Here is a 19,009-nt window from a genome sequence, read left to right on the forward strand (position 1 = left end):
TCAGTAAGTGGAGTACGGCCGCACCGGCGTGGGCGGGTAGGGAACCGCTCCCTGCTGGCGCTCGAAGAAGTAGCGCAAGTAGGCAAAGGCGCGGTTCGGCGCGTAGTCGCGCGAACGGTCGATGTCGAAGCCGGCACCTGCCACCCAGTGCGGTGCGAAGCGGTACTCGACGATACCGCCGACCGTATAGCTGAAGCCGCCGCCGGAGCCGCCTTCGTACTGCGCGCCGCCGACCATCGCCTGCAGGTCGGGCCGGGTCGGGTAGATGTCCATGGACTTCTCGTAGGTGCTGGACATGCCGACCGAGCCGCGCAGCCGCCACGACAGCAGGCCGCGTCGCCCGGTCCAGTCCAGCGGAATCAGGAACGACAGGTATTTCTGCGGACTGTAGTAGCCACCGTGGCCGAACGTGTAGAAGCGCTCATTCTCGGCATAGCGCCAGTAGTTCAGCACCACGCCGCTCGTGATGCGCTGGTCGCGCCGGACGAACACGGGCACGTCGAAGCCGGTGCGCACGGTGAACTCTTGGTTGGTGAGGACATTCGTTCCAGTGTAGACGCCGTAGCCAAGGTCGGCGAAGAGGCCAAAACGCCCTACGTCGCGCGCATATCGCGCATGGATGCCGTTGCGCACCACGTTGCCCCAGCTCTCGGCGGGCGTGACGGCGCCGGTCTGCGCATCCACGTGGCGCGGGTCGGTCGCGCCGGCGTATGACACCAGGCTGCTCGTTACTGCGCGGCGAGAAATGTCCACCGTCGCCGACGCAGGGCCCATCTCCGCGCGGTAGCGGAAACCGCCAACCACGGTCTGCAGCGTGAAGCCGAGCGGCGTGGTGCCGATGTCGGCGCGCCAGCTGTTGTACGCGCCGTTGAACTCGTAGCCCGCGGCCAATGCCACCCCGCGGTCGCTCTGGCTGATCGGGCCAAGCCCGTTGTTGCCCAGCGCACGGATCTTGCCGAAGTCGCGAGAGCCCGGGAGGCTGTCGGCAGGCAAGGTACCCGCGTCGAGCAAGACCGTGTCGGCATGGAAGAAAGCGTGGCCGGTGTAGCCGTTCGGAATGCGCACATACAGCGGGATCTCGGTCGCGTTGAGGCGCGAGATGCCCGGGTCGCCGGACTTGTTCGAAAACAGCACGGCGGTTGAGACCTGGCCTTCGCGGCGTGCCTCGAGCGCGCCCAGTGCGCGCTCGGCCGAGGTGCCCTGGGGCCTGGGAATCTCGTTCTCGCGCTGCTCCTGCACGCGCGCTTCGCGGTAGAGCACGGCGGCGCCATTGAAGTCGCCGCGCGACTGAGCGATGCGGCCAGCCTGCATGGTGACGTCGGAACGCTCCGGAAAGCGTTCGCGCAAGGGCGTGACCACGGCCAGCGCCTCGTCCTCGCGCCGCATGGCGGTGAAGCGGCGTGCGACGGCGAGACGCGTATCGATATCGTCCTCGGGCGTGTCGGCCAGTACCGCGCGCACTTCCTCGAGCGCCTGGTCGTCCTTGCCCTGTCGTTCCAGCATCCGTGCGACCGTGAGGCGCGCATCGGCATCTTGCGGATGGGTCGTCAGCACCTCGCGCGCGGCCTGCGCGGCACCGTCGTAGTCGCCCTGGGCTTCGCGCAGGTCGGCCAGTTCCAGCAGCCAGCGCCGGTCATTCTGCTGCGCAGCGGGCACCGCATAGAGCATCCGCTCGGCGCCCTTGAGGTCGCCGTCGGCGATGCGGCGGTCCGTGTCGCGCAGCGCCAGCCGCAGCAACTGGTCATCGAAATCGGCACGCTGTTCCGGCGTAATGCCGGGCAGGGCGCTGGACTCTGCAATCCAGGCGCGCAGTTCGTCGTCGCGCTCGGCCGACGCAAGCAACTCGCCATAGCGGATGCGCACGTCGATGGCCGGGTCCTGCGGATGCGCGTCAAGCCAGTCGCGCACCAGCCTGAGACCGGTGTCGGGCTGGCCGATCGCGATCCACTCGCGCCCGACCGACGCCAGCATCTGCGGATCGTCGCGCGCGGCGTCTGCGGCGGCGCGCAGTTTGTCTTCCGCTTCCTGTTCGCGTCCCGCAGCGACAAGCTGGCGCGCCTCGCGCAACAGCCGCTGCGCCTGCAGGTTGCCAGCCAGGCGCCGCATGGAATCGGAACGCTCGGCTTCCGGCACACCCGCCAGCACGCTGCTGGCGGCATCGATATCGTCGACCGAATTCAGGTACAGCGCGATGGCGTAGCGCATCTCGCTCGTGGGCGACGCGGCCAGGCCGTCTTCCATCACGCGGCGGCCCAGCGCGGGCAGCGCGAGGTCGCGATAGGCGCGAGCGAGTGTGAAGCGTGTCCACGGATCGTTGGGGGCGAGCCGGATCGATTCCTCCAGCCTTGCCAGCGCGGGGCTTTGCTTGCGCTGCGCGAGCAGCTGTTCGCCCTGCAGCGACAGCAAGTCCGCGCGCAAGCTGCGCAGCTCGTCCGCCGAGCCCTTTAACCGGCTCCCAGTGCTCGCGATCAACGGTCCGACTTCGTCGCTGCGCTGGCTGTCGTTGAGCAGCTTGACCAGTGTGCGCAGCGTGCCGATATCGGGTTCGGGTCCTGCCAGCGTTTCGCGCAGCAGCGCCTCGGCTTCGGGCAGCTTGTTCTGCGCGATCAGTGCGTCGGCCAGCACGCCGCGCGCATTGGCATTGCCGGGCTGTAGCGCGAGCGCTTCCCGTGCAAGGGCTTCACCCTGCGCGGGTTTGCCCTGGGCATTCGCTTCACGCGCCTTGGCCACGGTGCCCCAGAACCTGGCGGTGTCCTTCAGGCTGTGCCACTTGCCACGGTTGCCGCTGTCGAGTTGCTCGGCACGCGCGAACAGTTCGCGCGCTTCGTCGTGGCGGCCCTGGCGCAATCGCACGAGCCCCAGGTTGCCGAGCGTCTCGCCATCGTTGCGGCGCTTGCGGTTGGCACTTTCCAGCGCGGTTTCCGCCTCACGCACGTTGCCGCGTGCAAGCTGCTGTTCGCCACGGCGCCGTGCCTGCGAGGCCGGGCTGGCGGCGCCACCCTTTTTGGCGAGTTCCGCGAGCGTCTGCCGGGCGGAGGTGTCGTCGGGTACTTCCTTCACATAGAGCTCGAACCACTTGAAGTACGCCGGGTCATCGCTGACGCCGTACAGCGTACGCCTCCACATTTCTAGTGCCGACTTGCGGTCGCCGTCGGGACGCTGGACGATGCGGTACAGGATGCTCAACCCTTCCTGGCGCGTGGCTTCGCGGTCGGTCAGCAGGCTGGCCAGTGCCATGGCCAGGCGCAGGTCATCGGGGTCCTGGCGCACGCGCGCGCGCAACTCGGCAATGCTGGCCGTGCGACCGGCGGGCGTGCCGGCCATGATGCGGTAGTAGTCGACAGCCAGTTCGCCGCGCGGAGCGCCACGCGGAAACAGTTGCCTGAGCCATGCGATGGCCTCCTCGGACTTGCCCGCGCGCGCGAGGAGCCGGATGCGCGCCATCTCCTGCTTGTCGCGCGTGGCAATGCGATAGGCGTCTTCGAGCTCCAGCGTGGCCGGATGGTTCGGTGCGCGTTGGCGCAGCGTGCGCAGGATCTTGTCCGCTTCCAGCGGCCGGTTCGAGCGAATTTCGATCAGGCCGAGCAGCATCAGTGCATCCGGCTGGTTCGGATCGATCAGCAGCGCCTTGTCCAGGATGCCGCGTGCGATATCGGTACGGTTCTTGGCTTCCCACATGCGCGCAGCGGCCAGCAACTGCGTCATCTCCGGCGACGGCTTCTCTGCCTGCTGCGCCATGGCGGGCACCGCCAGCGCGCTGACGACGGTGAGTACGAGGGGCGTCAGCGCGCGGGACATCCGGTCTTCCAGGCTGGCAGCAGGGCGCCGTCCCCTGCAAAGCGGTACAGGCCGTCCAGGTGGCCGAGGCCGAACAGCGCAAGCGCCTGGCTGTAGTAGCCGAGCGGCTCGCGTGCAGTCAGTTCGCGCGTGCGCTGCGCCTGCGCGCGCGCCTGGTCGGTGCGGCCGAGCGCGGCCAGGTAGGGCGCGACCGCCGCCGAGAAACCGGCATTGCCGGAATCGGGGCCTGGCTGACCGGTCTGCGTGTCGACGCGTTCAGGCGCATATCCGTGGGCTGCGACGTAGTCTGCCAGCGGCATGAACTGCTGCAGCATGCGGGCTCGCTGCGGATCGTCGGCGGCAAGCGTGCCCGCCCACAGATAGACGCGGATCGCGTTGTAGGCGCTTTCGGCCTTGGTTGCGGTATCGGGCAGAAAGCCGCGGCTGTTGTCGTACTCGGCCCAGTCCGGCGAGAAGCCGCGCGGCGCGGTTTCCAGGATGACCTTCAACGAGCTGGCCACAAGCTGGTCCCAGCCAGACTCTTTTGCCAGCAACACAGCAAGGCGCCGCATGACCTGCAGCGGCACATAGCTCGGATTTACGCGCCAGCGGCCTTCACTCAGCGAAAAGCCGACCGGGCCAGGCAGCACGGTGCGGCCCAGGCCGCGCATGGCCGCAGTCTCTTCGCGCATGATGCGGCGCGCCGTCAGCGTGCCGAGCGCGGTGAAGCGCCGCTCGTTCCACAGGCGGCCCGCTTCCAGCAGCGTGTAGGCGATCCACAGGTCGGCGTCGGAAGCGGAGTTGGTGTCGATCACGCCCCACGTCTCCTTGCCGTCCTTGGCCTTGTCGGCGGGAATACGGCCCCAGATCCAGGCGGGCAGATGGGCGATGAGATCGCCCTGCGCAAGGTTGTTCTCGGTCCACGCGAGGAGCTTGTCGAACGTGGTGCGGTCGTTCGCCACAAGCGCGAAGAACAGGCCATAGGCCTGCCCTTCAGACACGGTGACCTTGTCGTCTGTGCTCGCGTCGATGACGCGCCCGTCGGCGCTGATCAGCGTGCGTTTGAAGGTGTCCCAGTCGGCCCAGCCGCATGTGGCGGCATGCGCGGGCAACGCGGCGACGCAGGCACACGCGAGCGCGCCGGCCGCGAGCCACCTGGTCAGACCCGGCAAGGCGCGCCACATGTCAGCCTCCGTTGCGCCGTGCCGCAAGCTTGCCCAGCGTCCAGAACAGCGACAGCGCCACGACCAGCCCGGCGAGCAGGCCGGCAATGGCCATCAGGCTCGGGAACGCCGAGACCCGGACCCAGACGCGCGCATACCATGGCAGGTCGCCGACGTAATAGCGTTCACCGAGACGCAGGCCGTCGACCTGGTCCTGGCGAACCACAGTCAGGTCGCCGCGCATCTGCGCGACCTTGCCCGGGTTTTCCAGCGAGTCGAGCAGGTCTGCGACGCGACCGTCTTCGGTTGCGGTCAGCGCTACCACGCTGTTGCCTTCGGCATAGGGAGACTGGAAGCCGACCAGCGCGGCCAGCGGGCCATCGGCGGTCAGGATGGCGCGCCCGGTTGGCGTGATCGGATCCTCCTCGATGCCGCTGAGCCAGTTGGACCAGGCATGGCTGCGCTGGTCGCGCAGCGTGATCTCGGTGCGGCTGCGTTCGATCAGCATCGGCAGCGACTTGCCCCATTTGCCGAGCACGCCCGCGGCGCTGCCGGTGCCCACGATCAGCAGGTTACGTCCACGCACGCTGTCGATCTGCGCAGCGGGCACCACCGACACGCGCAGCGACGGCAGGCCGGTCCACTTGCCCATGTGGCCGAGCAGCGTCAACAAGGCTTCCTGGTCGAGTGCCGTGGGCGCGTCGGGCATGACGACCGCGGTGTCGGCCAGGTCGGCCAGCCGCGTGAACGGATAGCCGCTGTTGGCGAAGAACGCGAGATTGGGCAGGCCGGTGTAGTGCGAGAAGGCGCTGAAGTCGATGGTCGAATCGGGATCGATCGCGGCGCGCGCCACGTTTGTAGCGGTCGACGTGCACAGGCCGGTCTTCTGCGAGTCGATGTGGAAATTGAACTGCATCTGGTTGTTGCTGCCCACGCGGAACGCCGGGATGCCGATCAGGTTCGCGGCCGACACACTGCTGCCTGACAGCAGCGGCACGCTGACCAGGTTCTGGTCGTCCTTCATCGCAAGCGGCTTGAGCCGGTACGAGCGCACGAGCTGGTCGTTGATGTCGATGCTGATCACCGAATCGTTGTATGTGGGCGGCGCGGTGTAGCGGTAGCGTACGTTCAGCGGTACGTTACTGCGCGTCCAGTCGTACAGGTCGGCCGGCACGCGCAGGTTCACGCGGATCGGGTTGGGGTTGTAGCCTGCGACCTGCAACTGCTGCGGGTCGGACACCAGTTCCTTGAACAGGATCGGGCGGTCCGTTGGCGCCCAGGCAGGTGCGTCGTAAGGCTGGCGCGGGTTGCCGATATCCACGGACTGCACCTGCGAGCTGCTGCCGGCCATCGCCGTCTTGCTCAGCACGAGCCCGTTGGCCGCCGTCTGCAGTTCCTGCGGGTTGCGGCCCGCAATGACCAGCAGCTTGCGGTGAGGACTGGCGGGGTTGGGCATGACGCTGACCGACGGGCCCTTGATTTCCGGCAGCGCGATGCCGGCAGGCAGGGCCCCGGGCAGCACGAAGGCAATCGAGTCGGTATCCGCCGGTGCGCTGCGTGCCACCGGGAAGCGTGCTTCGCGGTACGACGCCAGCGCGCCCAGCCACGACGCGACCACGCCGGCCGCGCGCAGCGTTGCCGCGTCGGCGTTGGCCGGCAGGACGAACGGCACGGTCACGCGCCGGTTATCGCGCCGGTCGAAGAACGGCGCCGGCAGCAAGGCGAGACTGTCCGGCAGCGTCATATGCGCCTTGCTCAGCGTGAGCGTGGTGGCGGGACTGATATCGGCCCACAGGCTGGAGTGCAGCGGGTCCTCGCAATGATCCATCGTGTAGTGCGCGATCAGCTGCACCGTCAGATGGTTGAAGTCGGTGAAGAAGCGCGGGTCCAGCTCGATCTCGCGCGTGACCAGGCGGCCGGCCTCCTTTTCCTCTAGCGGCACGCTCGCGATCACCTCGTCATTGAGCGTGATCTTGATATGCGACAACGGGAAAATCAGTGCCGGCGAATACGTGAACACAAGCTTGAGCTTCGCCGCGGTGACCACTTCATCGAGCCGCACGCCGACATCGAGCGAGCGGTCATCGTCGACGCCGCGCAATGCAATTGGTCCATACGAGCCCATTTGGCGCAGGGTCAGGACCTGGGTGCTGGTAGCTGTCGGCAACGCAGGCGGGGTTTCGGCCGGCTGCGGAGCCGCTGCCGCGGTGGTGGACGTGGCGGCGGAAGTGGGCGCGGCAAGCACGCCATGCCATGGCCATGTCGGCGCGGACAGCATCATCAGGGCGAGGCTGGCGGATAGCAGGCGGCGGCGGGGTGTCTGGGCGTACGCTGAGCGGGGCATGGCGGAAGGCCTTTTCCTGTTCATGCGAACGGTGGAGGCATCGCCTGTTGGCGCGTCAGCGTCCCGCCGCCGTTCGAGTCGTTGATTTCCGGCAGTCGGGCTCGCCGGCCGGGATGACAAGACCAGCCGTTCAACGGTTCGGCTGAGTGTAGACCCAATGCTTCGCCTGATGCACATGACCGATGCCTTTCACGAAAACATTCATGTCCGCTTCCCCAAAAAGTGAAAAGGCGTTGGCGACAGAAACATCTGTCAAAAGTGCCTATTTTGGCCTAATTGCGTGGATAACCGTATTGAAATGTGATTATTACATCTCTTTGATGGTGGCGCCAGCATGCCAGGTAGTCGACGAAGACTGTCGGCGCGCAGCCTGGCCAAAGGCGCCCGATCGGCAACGCTCTTCCAACGCCGTACCGGAGTCCTGCTAGCGGATCGTCCAAGAGCGGCTCCTTCACACCGTTCGTCTACGAAATCCTTTATTCATACAACTCATATATATGAGCTAGTTGACATAGACCGATCTCCCTCCTAACATCAATCCCACACACCGACCCACAACCGAGGAGACAAGAAATGATTCATGTCGTGCTGCATGACGCCAAGGACACCGTCGCGGTGGCCGTGGTGGAGGGCATCCAGGCGGGCACCAGGCTCAATGCGTGGATCATGGATGAGGACAAGATCATCACGGTGACGGCGCTGCAGCCGATTCCCATCGGCCACAAGGTGGCGCTGTGCGACATGTCGCCCAATGACACCGTCTACAAGTACGGCATCGACATTGGCAAGGTGGTGGCCCCGATCAAGGCCGGCGAGCACGCCCACGTCCACAACATCAAGACCAAGCGCTGGTAATTCGCCGCGCCGCTGTCACCCCATCCATCTGATCCCCATTCCAAATCCGAGGGCCACGTCATGTCCGTGATCGACCAAAACACCACCTTCTGGGGCTACCGCCGCGACAATGGCCGCGTTGGTGTGCGCAACCACGTCATCATCCTGCCGCTGGACGACCTGTCCAATGCCGCCGCCGAAGCCGTGGCCGCCTCCATCAAAGGCACTATGGCGATTCCGCACCCGTATGGCCGCCTGCAGTTTGGGCCGGACCTGGACCTGCACTTCCGCACGCTGATTGGTGCGGGCAGCAATCCGAACGTCGCCGCGGTGGTGGTGATCGGCATCGAAGACGGCTGGACCAAGCGTGTCGTCGACGGCATCGCGAAGACTGGCAAGCCCGTGGTCGGTTTCGGCATCGAAGGCCACGGCGACCACGAGACCATCATGCGCGCCTCGAAGGCGGCCAAGGAATACGTGCAGTACGCCACCGCGCTGCATCGCGTCGAATGCCCGATCAGCGAACTGTGGGTATCGACCAAGTGCGGCGAGTCCGATACCACGTCCGGCTGCGGCGCCAACCCTACGGTCGGCAACGCGTTCGACAAGCTCCATCCGCTCGGCACGACGCTGGTGTTCGGCGAGACTTCGGAACTGACCGGCGGCGAGCACATCGTCGCGGCGCGCTGCGTCAATGACACGGTGCGCCACGAGTTCATGGCGATGTTCGAGCGCTACCAGGGCATGATTGACCGCTGGAAGACCTCGGACCTCTCGGAATCCCAGCCGACCAAGGGCAATATCGCGGGCGGCCTGACCACGATCGAAGAGAAGGCGCTCGGCAATATCCAGAAGATCGGCAAGAAGTGCACGGTCGACGGTGTGCTGGACAAGGCGGAGGAACCGACCCATCCGGGCCTGTGGTTCATGGATTCGTCGTCCGCCGCGGCTGAAATGGTGACGCTGTGCGCCGCCGCCGGCTACGTCGTGCACTTCTTCCCGACGGGGCAGGGCAACGTGATCGGCAACCCGATCGTCCCGGTCATCAAGCTCTGCGCGAATCCGCGTACGGTGCGGCTGATGAGCGAGCACATGGACGTCGATTGCTCAGGCTTGCTGCAACGCGAACAGACGCTCGACCAGACCGGCGACAAGCTGCTCGAGTGCATGCTGGCCACGGCCAACGGGCGCTGGACCGCTGCCGAGGCGCTCGGCCACCGCGAATTCGTGCTGACGCGCATCCACGAGTCCGCATGATGAAGCGCATCTGCATCAGCGAGTTCATGGACCCGGCCGCGGTGCAGGCGCTCACGCCCGGCTTCGACGTGCGCTACGAGCCGGGCTGGGTGGACCAGCGCGGCGCCTTGCTCGACGCGCTGGCCGGTGCGGATGCGCTGATCGTGCGCAACCGCACCCAGGTCGACGCGGCGCTGCTTGAGCGGGCGCCCGCGCTGCGCGTGGTCGGCCGGCTTGGCGTGGGGCTCGACAATATCGATGTCGCAGCATGCCGTGACCGCGGTATCCGCGTGATTCCGGCGAGTGGCGCAAATGCGCGATCCGTTGCCGAGTACGTGGTGACCACGGCGGCGCTGCTGCTGCGTGGCGCGTATCTCGGCAGCGCCGAGGTAGCCGGCGGCAAGTGGCCGCGTGCCCGCTTGTCGGAAGGGCGCGAGGCCTTGGGCAAGACGCTGGGCCTGATTGGCTTCGGCGATATCGGCCGGCAGGCCGCCGCGCTCGCGCAGGCGTTCGGCATGCGAGTCGTCGCGCATGATCCGATGCTCGCACCAGACGATCCGGTCTGGTCAGCTACCGGCGTGGTGTGCATGACGCTGGATGCCTTGCTGGCCCAATCCGATGCGGTAAGCCTGCATGTTCCGCTTGTGGCGGCCACACGGCACCTGATGAACGCGCAGCGCATTGGCGCGATGAAGCGGGGCGCCGTGCTGATCAACACGGCGCGTGGCGGCGTGGTGGACGAGGGCGCGCTGGCTGGCGCCTTGCTCGAAGGGCACCTTGCCGGCGCGGCGCTGGACGTGTTCGAGGCAGAGCCGCTACCCGCGGACAGCGTGCTCGCAGACGTGCCGAACCTGGTGTTGACTCCGCATATCGGCGGCGTCACGCGTGAGGCCAATGCGCGCGTGTCGATGATGATTGCCGAGAAGGTGCGGCAAACGCTGGAGGCGCTGCCATGAGCCGTATCCCGATGGAGAAGCTGGAAGTACTGGCCCGATCCGCTTTGCGGAGGGCCGGTGCGAGCCAATTGCAGTCGCACGCCACAGCCGCGGCGCTGGTGCGGGCCGATGCCATGGGACTTGCCTCCCATGGCGTATCGCGCGTGCCGATGTATGTCGGACACCTGAGGCACGATCGCGTGGACGGACAAGCGGTGCCGACCGTGCGCAGTACACGCGCCAGCGCCGTGCTGGTCGATGCGGCTTGCGGGTTTGCGTTCCCGGCCTGTGAGCTGGCGATCGCCGAGGCCATGCGCCGGGCGCGAGAGACCGGCGTCGGCGTCGGCGCGGTCACCAACAGCCATCACTTCGGCGCCGCTGGCTTGCCGCTCCATACCGTGGCCCGTGCCGGCATGGTCGGCATCGCCATGGGCAACTCGCCTGCGGCGATGCCGGCGTGGGGCGGCAAGCGCGCGCTCTTCGGCACCAATCCGATTGCCGCGGCATTTCCGCGGCAGGGGCGGCTGCCGGTCCTGATCGACCTGTCCCTGTCGGAGGTCGCGCGCGGCAAGATCATGGTCGCGGCCAAGCAGGGCAAGCCTATCCCGCCCGGCTGGGCGCTGGACGAGCACGGGCAGCCGACCACCGATGCGCGGGCGGCGCTGCGCGGCTCGATGCTGCCGGCCGGCGGCGTCAAAGGCGCGATGCTGGCCCTGATGGTCGAACTGCTGGTGACCACGCTGGCCGGCGCGCAGTTCGGCGCCGAGGCCGATTCGTTCTTCACGGATGCCGGCAACCGGCCGCGCATCGGGCAACTGTTCCTCGTGCTCGACCCGGGCGCCTTCGCGGGATCGGACGTATATGGCGAGCGGGTCGAAGCGTTGTTGCAGGTGATGCTCGACGATACCGGCACGCGGCTACCCGGTGCGCGGCGTTACGCGCTGCAAACCGAGGCGCAGCAACACGGCATTGAAATACCGGAAGCGCAGCTTGCAGAACTGCTGTCGCTTGCGGGCGAGGAGGTGAAGGCATAGCAGTCATTCCACAACGAAGACGGACCCGCCAGTCGACAAAAAAGGCGGGCCGGCGACCCCAAACGGAGACACACCATGCATCGAGGCTTGATTCGCCCGGCGCTGAGGCTTGCCGCCCGCGCGCTTGTTGCATTGTCCGCAGTTTCGACGCTCGCCTGGCTGGCCGCATCGCCGGCAGCAGCACAGACAAGCGGCCCGGCACCGGCCGCCAGTGACTACCCCAGCAAGCCGATTCGTTACGTCGTGCCGTTCTCGGCCGGCGGGCTGACGGACATCATGGCGCGGCTGGTGGGGCAGCAGCTCGCGGAGGAATGGAAGAAGCCCATCGTCGTCGACAACAAGCCCGGCGGCAATGCCAATATCGGTGCCGATCAGGTCGCCAAGTCGCCGGCCGATGGCTACACGTGGCTCGCCGTTACGCTGACCCACGCGTCCAACGTGACCTTGTTCCCGAAGCTGCCGTTCAGCATGCAGAAGGACCTGGTGGCCGTGGCGCGTATTGCGTCGTCGCCGATGCTCGTGGTCGTGCCTGCGAATTCGCCGATCAAATCGATGAAGGACCTGGCAGCCGCAGCGCAGAAGGCGAGGCTCAATGCCGGCTCGAGCGGCAACGGCACGCCGCCGCATCTGACGCTCGCGCTATTCGAAAGCCAGACCCGCACCAACATGACTCATGTGCCGTATAAAGGCGGGGCGCCATCGATGACGGACCTGATCGGCGGGCAGCTCGATGTGGTGTTCTCCAATTTTCCGGAGTCGATCGCCTACGTGAAGGGCGGCAAGCTGCGCGCGCTCGCGGTGACGACGCGTGAGCGGCATCCGCAATTGCCCGATGTGCCCACGGTGGCCGAGGCCGGGTTCCCGGATCTGATCGTCGAGAACTGGACGGGCCTGATGATGCCGTCGGGCACACCGCGGCCGATTGTGGAGAAGGTGACGGCGTCGGTCGGACGCTTGCTACAGACCGATGGCATGCGTGAGCGGATCGTGGCGGCGGGCTTCACGCCGGCGCCGCAGAGCCCGCCGTTCAACGAGTATTTCAATACCGAAGTGACGCGCTGGGCGAAGCTGATCGAGGAGAAGCACATCCGCGTCGAGTAGTGCTGATAGCAAGGTCGGACGGCGAAGGAGCGCCGGCGCATGGGGTTCGCGCCGGTGACAGGCATGGCGCGGCGGCAGGAAATTGCTTTGATATGATCCGGCCTATCTAAGGAATTGCATCTCAGGGGATCCTCAACGTGGGCGCGAGATTCGAAGCGGGCAGCGCCATCGGCGGTGTCCTGTACAAGGATGTGAAGCAGGCGATACTCGCCGCGCTGGCGGGCGGGGAATGGAAGCCGGGCGAGGTCATCCCGTCCGAACGCAAGCTGATCGAACGCTTCGGTGTGTCGATCGGCACGCTGCGCAAGGCGATCGACGAACTCGTGGCGGAGAACATCCTGATCCGCCATCAGGGCCGCGGCACGTTCGTGGCGACGCATCGGCTCGAAGACCATTTCTTCCGCTTCTTCCGCATCGTCCGGCAGGACGGGCATCGCGAATATCCGACCGTGCAGCTGGCCAGGTTCCGCCGGGCCAAGGCAGACAAGGACGAGGCGGCCGCACTGGGGCTGGCGGTCGGCGAGCCCGTGTTCCGGTTCACCAACGTCCTGTCGCTGGAAGGCAAGCCGGTCATGATCGACGCCATCACGGTCCCAGAGGAACGGTTTAAAGCGCTGTCCGAGAAGCAACTGCGCGAGCGTCCCAATACGCTCTACAACTTCTACCAGGATGCGTTCGGCATCAACATCATCCGCACCGAGGAACGCCTGCGTTCGGCGCTCGCCGACGAGGATGACGAGGCATTGCTCGGCGTGCCGGTCGGCAGCCCGCTGCTGAAGATCCTGCGAGTCGCATCGTCGTATCACGACGAGCGCATCGAATATCGCGTGTCGCGGCTCGATACCACCGGCCACGAGTTCGTGCTGTCGCAGCCCTGAGACGCTGAGCCCTGAATCCTGAATCCTGAAGCTGAAACGCAGCGCGGCGAACGCGAACCGGACTAGGTCCGGCTCAGGTTCGCCGCGCTGGACGACGCTCCTGCAAGACTGCGGGAGCGCCGGTCTGACTACGCTGGCCTCAGGCAGCGGTTTCCATCACTTCGCCAAAGCGCTGCAGATGGTAGTCGCTGTCGCCAAGCAGCTGGTCGAGCATGGTCAGGCGCTTGAAGTAATCACCCACGGACAGTTCATCGGTCATGCCCATGCCGCCATGCAGCTGCACGGCCTGCTGGCCGACGTAGCGGCCGGCACGCGCGAGCGTGACCTTCGCGGCCGACAGCATGCGGCGGCGACGTGCCGGGTCGGTTTCGTCGATCGCCTGGACGGCCACATAGGCCATCGACAGCGCCAGTTCCTTTTGCACGAGCATGTCGGCCATGCGGTGTTGCAGTGCCTGGAACGCTGCAAGCGGCTTGCCGAACTGCTGGCGCGTGGCCAGGTATTCGCCGGTGATCTCGATCAGCTTTTCCATCGCACCTGCGCCTTCTGCGCACAGCGCGGCGACGCCGTGCTCCATGCCTACGCCCAGGGCCGCCAAGCCATCAGCCGGCTGGCCCACCAGGGCGTCGGCGCTCACGGTGACGTTCTGCAGCGACAGGTCGGCGGCGCGCAGGCCGTCGATGGTCGGGTAGCCGGTCACGGTCAGGCCGGCGCTGTCGCGCGGCACCAGGAACAACGCGACGTCATTGCTGCCGGCGATGCGCGCGGTCAGCAGGTAGGCATCGGCCGAAGCGCCGTGCCAGACCAGGCTCTTGGTGCCGTTCAGCACGTAGCCGCTGCCGCTGCGCTCGGCGCTGGCGCGGGCGGTCTCGGGACGATAGCGCGTGGTCGGTTCCAGGTAGGCGAGGGTGACGATGCGCTCGCCGCTAGCGATTGCCGGCAGCCATTCTTCCTTCTGCTGCAGGCTGCCGTAGGCCGACAGGATCGCCGCCGACATGACGCCGCTGGGCGTGACCGGTTCCAGCACCAGGCCGCGGCCCAGCTCACGCTGCACCACGAGCTGGCTCGCGGCGCCTTCGCCGAACCCGCCGAAGTCGGCCGGCACGGTCAGGCCCAGCACGCCCATTTCGGCAAGCTTGTTCCACAGGTTGCGGTCCAGCGCCTCGCCGGCGCGCGAGCTCTTGCGGCGCGCGTCGAAGGTGTATTCGGTATCGATGAAGCGGCGCAGGCTGTCCGCCAGCATCTGCTGCTCTTCGCTGTAGGTGAAGTCCATGTCTGCTATCCCTTCAGAAACCCAGGATCATCTTGGAGATGATGTTCTTCTGCACTTCGGTGGCGCCGCCGTAGATGGAGGTCTTGCGCATGTCGTAGTAGGTCGACGATGCGGACGAAGCCCACTCCGGACCCGACACCGGCTCTTCGACACCGGGCTCCAGCCACGTGGGCGAGTACGGCCACGCGTTGGGGCCGGCTACTTCCATCATCAGCATGGCCAGGTCCTGCTGGATTTCCGAGCCGCGGATCTTGACGATCGAGGCCTCGGGACCCGGCTGGCCGCCCGACTGCGTTGCCACGCGCAGCAGCAGCATTTCGAGCGCCATGATGTCCATCTCGATGCGCGAGATCTTGTCGCGCATGCGCACGTCCTCGATCAGCGGGCGGCCGGCACCGTCGGTGGTCTGGGCCGCGTAATGCTTGAGCTGGCGCAGTTCGCGGTGGCAATGGCCGATGCCGGCGATGCCGGTGCGCTCATGGCCAAGCAGGTACTTGGCGTAGGTCCAGGCTTTGTTCTCTTCGCCGAGCAGGTTCTCGACGGGGACTTCCACGTCCTCGAACCAGGTTTCATTGACGTCGTGGCCACCGTCGAGCGTCTTGATCGGACGCACGGTGACGCCGGGCGACTTCATGTCGATCAGCAGCATCGAGATGCCTTCCTGGGCCTTGGCTTCCGGGTCGGTGCGGACCAGGCAGAAGATCCAGTCGGCGAAGTGGGCCATGGTGGTCCACGTCTTCTGGCCGTTGACGATGTACTTGTCGCCCTTGCGCACGGCGCGGGTCTTGAGCGAGGCGAGGTCCGAACCGGAACCCGGCTCGGAGTAGCCCTGGCACCAGAAGTCTTCGACCGTCGGAATGCGCGGCAGGAAGCGTTCCTTGTGTTCCTGGCTCGCATACTTCATCAGCACGGGGCCGATCATGGTCAGGCCGAACGGCAGCATGCGCGGCGCGCCGGCGCGCAAGGTCTCGATCTCGAAGATCAGGCGCTGCAGCGCGTTCCAGCCCGTGCCGCCCCATTCCTTGGGCCACGTCGGCGCGCCCCAGCCGTGCGCATGCAGGATGCGGTGCCACCGGACATAGTCGTCCTTCTCAACGCGCTGGTGGTTCAGCACCTTGTTGCGGATGTCCTCCGGCAGATTGGCCTGGACGAACGCCCGGACTTCCTCGCGGAAGGCCTGTTCCTCAGCGGTAAAACGCAAATCCATCTGAATGTCCCCTGTGGTACGCGGGCCGCATGGCGTATGCGCGGCGGCCCTTCACTGTGCCGGCCGATTGTATGAGGGGCTTGCCGTTCGGTTCTTCATCAATGGCAAAGGTGCCCTTCGTTCAGGCAGAACCGCTGTGCCGTGCGAAGCGCCGCCGAAGACGGCCTTAGCGAATTCGAAATGGCTTCCCCGGAATACATGGCGCACACTCCATGACCTGCGGCAAGTGCGTTGCAGTGCATTCTTCGACGCATTTGGCGCATTCCAATCCCGATCGAGCAGCGAGCATCATGTCTTCCTTCCGCCCCGAGTTCATCCACGATATTCCCCGTCACTGGGCCACGCAAACGCCGCAGGCGCCTTGCCTGCACGAAAGCGGCAACGTCATCAGCTACGGCGACCTGTGGCGCCGCATCGAGAGCGCACGGGACTGGCTCGCCGCGCAGGGCGTGGGCGAGGGTGACCGCGTAATGGTGGTCGGCGAGAACTGCAACGAGATGGTCATTACCATGTTCGCCTGCAGCACGCTGCATGCATGGCCGATCCAGGTCAATGCCCGCCTGTCGGCGCGCGAAATCGACAATATCCGCGATCATGCGCAGCCAGCGCTGGTGCTGTTCACGGGGCACGTTTCCGACGTGGCCGCCGCGCATGGCCGCCGGCTCGATGCGAAGGTCACGGCCTGCCCGGTGTATGACGAGGGCATGACCGTGGTCCGCGCCGCAACCGCGCCCGACCGCGTACCGGCCGGACAGGCGCGCAAAGTTGCCACGCTGATCTACACCTCGGGCACGACCGGTGCCCCGAAGGGCGTCATGGTGCCGCATGAAGGCCTGGCGCACTTCGCGCGCATTTCCGCGACCTCGCGCAACATGGGGCAAGCCGATGTCGCGTACGGCGCGCTGCCGATGTCGCATATCTTCGGCATTGCCACGGTGCTGCTGGCCACGCTGTACGGGGGTGCCAGCCTGTTCCTGCGTCCGCGCTTCGATGCGGACGAGGTGTTCGACGCGCTGGAATCGCCGGGCGTCACCATCCTGCAGGGCGTGCCCACGATGTTCACGCGCATCATGGCGGTCGCGCAGCAGCGCGAGCGCAAGACCTATCCGCGGCTGCGCTATCTCTACACCGGCGGCGCGCCGCTGGATCCGACCCTCAAGGGCGACGTGGAAACGTACTTCGGCCAGCCGCTGCACCATGGCTATGGCATCACCGAATACGCCGGCTCGCTGTTCATCACGCGCATGGAAGCACCGCGTGCCGACTGCTCGGCCGGCTACATCGTCGAAGGCGTCGAGATCAATATCACCGATGGCGACGGCAATCTGCTGCCGGCCGGCGAGCGCGGCCAGATCCGTGTGCGCGGCCCGGGTGTGATGCTCGGCTACTACCGCAACCCCGATCAGACCGCCGAAGCGTTGTTGCCGGGCGGCTGGCTCAATACCGGCGACCTTGGCTACCTCGACGCCGACGGCGCGCTGTTCATCTCGGGCCGTTCGAAGGACCTGATCATCCGCTCGGGCTTCAATGTGTACCCGATCGAAGTGGAATCCGTGATCAACGCGTTCCCGGGCGTGCGGCAGTCGGCCGTGGTCGGTCGCAACACCAGCGACGGCAATGAAGAAGTCGTGGCCTTCATCGAGATGCAGGACGGCGTCGAACCCGATCGCGCCAAGCTCGACGCTTATCTGCGGGACAGCCTCGCACCGTACAAGCGCCCGGCGGAAGTGCGCGTGATCGATGTGATTCCCACGACGGCGAGCGGCAAGCTGCTCAAGCAGCCGCTGCGGGCCCTGCTGGGCTGATTGCCCGGCCCTTTTTTCTTGCCGCCGGACGCGAATCGCGAATCGCGATTCGCGTTCGGCGGGTAATACAAAGTCAATCTGGAGGAGACAACATGAAACGTTGGATGACCGTTGCCGCGATGATGGCAACGCTGCTGCACGGGGCTGCATGGGCGGCCGATGCGTATCCGTCGCGCCCGATCAAGCTGATCGTGGGCTATGCACCTGGCGGTCCGGTCGACACCGCGGCGCGCATCTATGCCGACCAGCTCGGCCGTGCGCTGCACCAGCCAGTGGTCGTGGACAACCGTGCCGGGGCAAGCGGCGCCATTGCCGCCGACCTGACCGCCAAGTCGGCACCGGATGGTTACACGCTGTATTTCGTGGCTAGCCCGACCATGACCATGACGCCGCTGATCCAGCGCTCGGTCAATTTCAATCCGCTCAAGGACTTTACGTACATCGGCCTGATCACGGACTACACCAATGTGCTGCTCGTGAACAAGGACTTCCCGGCGAAGAACGTCGGCGAACTGGTCGACTACGCGCGCAAGCATCCGGACGATGTGTCGTTCGGCTCGGCGGGCGTCGGAGCGTCCAACCACCTGTCCGCTGAACTGCTCGCGCAAATGAGCCACGTCAAGATGCTGCATGTGCCGTACAAGGGCAACTCGCCGGCGATGGCCGACGTGATGAGCGGCAAGGTGACGTTCATGTTCGACATCACCGGTACGGCCATCGGCCATATCAACGGTGGCAAGGTACGGGCACTGGCGGTCACGTCGAAGACGCGCAACCCGGCGCTGCCGAACGTGCCGACTATGATCGAGTCCGGTCTGAAGGACTATGACCTGACCGGCTGGTATGCGCTGATCGGCCCGCAGAAGCTGCCTGCCGACGTGGTCGACAAGCTCATCAAGGCGCAGAAGACCATCGGCGACGATCCGGCGTTCAAGCAGCGCATGACGGCCGGTGGCTACGACCTCAACATCTCCGGTCCGAAGCCGCTCGCTGACCGCATCCAGCGGGAACTGAAGCTGTGGGGTGGCGTGGTCAAGACGGCGAATATCCAGGCTGATTGATCGAAGATCGGGTGTGCTGCGCTGTCTTGTGCGGTACACCGATGGTTCATCGCCGAAATTGCGAAGGTAGTGCTTTGCTTTTGGCTGGCGCCGTGGTTGGGTGGTTTTGCCGGTTTTAGGGGTCTGGGTTGGATTGAATGGTCGTGCTTGACAGACGCCGCTGTTTCGCCGGCGTAGCCGGCGACTTACTCTTTTGTCCGAGCGACAAAAGAGTAAGCAGAAAAACGCGTCGTTGCCGCTGGCCATCAATTCCACGGCGGCAGTGGTTCCAACGGCTTTGGACGCCTGTCACGGTGGTCAGCCGTTCCACCCTGCTAACGCTATGTGAGTCAGAAACTGTGCCTGGCGCGGGACGGCTTTT

13 protein-coding genes are annotated in these 19,009 nt (G+C 66.0%); 8 read left to right on the forward strand and 5 right to left on the reverse strand.

Annotated features, from left to right (window positions below; translation table 11 throughout):
• From ACIGJG_RS18200 to bcsB, 3 genes are read right to left on the reverse strand one after another with little or no spacing between them, the layout of a single operon-like run.
• On the reverse strand, positions 1–3,798 hold the full coding sequence (locus tag ACIGJG_RS18200; RefSeq protein WP_483673711.1) for a cellulose synthase subunit BcsC-related outer membrane protein: 3,798 nt from the start codon (positions 3,796–3,798) through the stop codon (positions 1–3).
• The gene (gene bcsZ / locus ACIGJG_RS18205) at positions 3,783–4,961 is read right to left on the reverse strand and encodes a cellulose synthase complex periplasmic endoglucanase BcsZ (RefSeq protein WP_011299651.1); all 1,179 of its coding nucleotides are present in this window, start codon (positions 4,959–4,961) and stop codon (positions 3,783–3,785) included. The genes ACIGJG_RS18200 and bcsZ overlap by 16 nt, the downstream gene beginning before the upstream one ends.
• Before the next feature lies 1 nt (position 4,962).
• A complete protein-coding gene (gene bcsB / locus ACIGJG_RS18210) occupies positions 4,963–7,284 on the reverse strand; it encodes a cellulose biosynthesis cyclic di-GMP-binding regulatory protein BcsB (RefSeq protein WP_235679828.1) in 2,322 nt (773 codons plus the stop codon).
• Positions 7,285–7,857: 573 nt separating this feature from the next.
• On the opposite strand from bcsB, the gene ACIGJG_RS18215 reads away from it, so the two are divergent.
• The 6 genes from ACIGJG_RS18215 (at position 7,858) to ACIGJG_RS18240 (ending at position 13,302) form a co-directional block, all read left to right on the forward strand.
• Complete coding sequence (locus ACIGJG_RS18215; protein WP_011299653.1) at positions 7,858–8,139, forward strand: UxaA family hydrolase; 282 nt, start codon at positions 7,858–7,860, stop codon at positions 8,137–8,139.
• A 60-nt stretch (positions 8,140–8,199) separates the two neighbouring features.
• Positions 8,200–9,375 carry a UxaA family hydrolase gene (locus ACIGJG_RS18220; protein WP_140949828.1) on the forward strand — a complete coding sequence of 392 codons (1,176 nt, stop codon included), beginning with the start codon at positions 8,200–8,202 and terminating at the stop codon, positions 9,373–9,375.
• Positions 9,375–10,310, forward strand: a complete 936-nt coding sequence (locus ACIGJG_RS18225; RefSeq protein WP_041680383.1) for a hydroxyacid dehydrogenase — start codon at positions 9,375–9,377, stop codon at positions 10,308–10,310. The genes ACIGJG_RS18220 and ACIGJG_RS18225 overlap by 1 nt, the downstream gene beginning before the upstream one ends.
• Positions 10,307–11,323: an Ldh family oxidoreductase gene (locus ACIGJG_RS18230; protein ID WP_011299656.1), complete on the forward strand. Its 1,017-nt coding sequence runs from the start codon at positions 10,307–10,309 to the stop codon at positions 11,321–11,323. Before ACIGJG_RS18225 ends, ACIGJG_RS18230 begins: the two co-directional genes overlap by 4 nt.
• Positions 11,324–11,398: 75 nt before the next feature.
• Entirely contained in the window at positions 11,399–12,424 is a 1,026-nt protein-coding gene (locus ACIGJG_RS18235) for a Bug family tripartite tricarboxylate transporter substrate binding protein (protein ID WP_011299657.1), read from the forward strand.
• A 137-nt stretch (positions 12,425–12,561) separates the two neighbouring features.
• The gene (locus ACIGJG_RS18240; protein ID WP_011299658.1) at positions 12,562–13,302 is read left to right on the forward strand and encodes a GntR family transcriptional regulator; all 741 of its coding nucleotides are present in this window, start codon (positions 12,562–12,564) and stop codon (positions 13,300–13,302) included.
• Between the two features lie 139 nt (positions 13,303–13,441).
• On the opposite strand, the gene ACIGJG_RS18245 is transcribed toward ACIGJG_RS18240, so the two are convergent.
• The gene (locus ACIGJG_RS18245; protein WP_011299659.1) at positions 13,442–14,575 is read right to left on the reverse strand and encodes an acyl-CoA dehydrogenase family protein; all 1,134 of its coding nucleotides are present in this window, start codon (positions 14,573–14,575) and stop codon (positions 13,442–13,444) included.
• A 13-nt stretch (positions 14,576–14,588) separates the two neighbouring features.
• Positions 14,589–15,782: an acyl-CoA dehydrogenase family protein gene (locus tag ACIGJG_RS18250; RefSeq protein WP_011299660.1), complete on the reverse strand. Its 1,194-nt coding sequence runs from the start codon at positions 15,780–15,782 to the stop codon at positions 14,589–14,591.
• A gap of 290 nt (positions 15,783–16,072) precedes the next feature.
• Between ACIGJG_RS18250 and ACIGJG_RS18255 the strand changes: the two genes are divergently transcribed.
• Together ACIGJG_RS18255 and ACIGJG_RS18260 are read left to right on the forward strand one after the other, a co-directional pair.
• Positions 16,073–17,587, forward strand: coding sequence for a class I adenylate-forming enzyme family protein (locus tag ACIGJG_RS18255; RefSeq protein ID WP_483673712.1), 1,515 nt, complete (start codon positions 16,073–16,075; stop codon positions 17,585–17,587).
• 92 nt (positions 17,588–17,679) lie between these two features.
• Positions 17,680–18,648, forward strand: a complete 969-nt coding sequence (locus ACIGJG_RS18260; protein WP_011299662.1) for a Bug family tripartite tricarboxylate transporter substrate binding protein — start codon at positions 17,680–17,682, stop codon at positions 18,646–18,648.
• The last annotated feature ends 361 nt before the right edge of the window (positions 18,649–19,009 follow it).

This window comes from Cupriavidus sp. C1SS-2L, assembly GCF_057073735.1.

Excerpts from the sequence above, each read along its gene's own strand:
- ACIGJG_RS18220 (WP_140949828.1), top strand. The coding sequence starts at position 8,200 with ATGTCCGTGATCGACCAAAACACCACCTTCTGGGGCTACCGCCGCGAC.
- ACIGJG_RS18225 (WP_041680383.1), top strand. The coding sequence starts at position 9,375 with ATGAAGCGCATCTGCATCAGCGAGTTCATGGACCCGGCCGCGGTGCAG.
- ACIGJG_RS18250 (WP_011299660.1), bottom strand. The coding sequence starts at position 15,782 with ATGGATTTGCGTTTTACCGCTGAGGAACAGGCCTTCCGCGAGGAAGTC.
- bcsZ (WP_011299651.1), bottom strand. The coding sequence starts at position 4,961 with ATGTGGCGCGCCTTGCCGGGTCTGACCAGGTGGCTCGCGGCCGGCGCG.
- ACIGJG_RS18230 (WP_011299656.1), top strand. The coding sequence starts at position 10,307 with ATGAGCCGTATCCCGATGGAGAAGCTGGAAGTACTGGCCCGATCCGCT.
- ACIGJG_RS18235 (WP_011299657.1), top strand. The coding sequence starts at position 11,399 with ATGCATCGAGGCTTGATTCGCCCGGCGCTGAGGCTTGCCGCCCGCGCG.
- ACIGJG_RS18200 (WP_483673711.1), bottom strand. The coding sequence starts at position 3,798 with ATGTCCCGCGCGCTGACGCCCCTCGTACTCACCGTCGTCAGCGCGCTG.
- ACIGJG_RS18245 (WP_011299659.1), bottom strand. The coding sequence starts at position 14,575 with ATGGACTTCACCTACAGCGAAGAGCAGCAGATGCTGGCGGACAGCCTG.
- ACIGJG_RS18255 (WP_483673712.1), top strand. The coding sequence starts at position 16,073 with ATGTCTTCCTTCCGCCCCGAGTTCATCCACGATATTCCCCGTCACTGG.
- ACIGJG_RS18260 (WP_011299662.1), top strand. The coding sequence starts at position 17,680 with ATGAAACGTTGGATGACCGTTGCCGCGATGATGGCAACGCTGCTGCAC.
- bcsB (WP_235679828.1), bottom strand. The coding sequence starts at position 7,284 with ATGCCCCGCTCAGCGTACGCCCAGACACCCCGCCGCCGCCTGCTATCC.
- ACIGJG_RS18215 (WP_011299653.1), top strand. The coding sequence starts at position 7,858 with ATGATTCATGTCGTGCTGCATGACGCCAAGGACACCGTCGCGGTGGCC.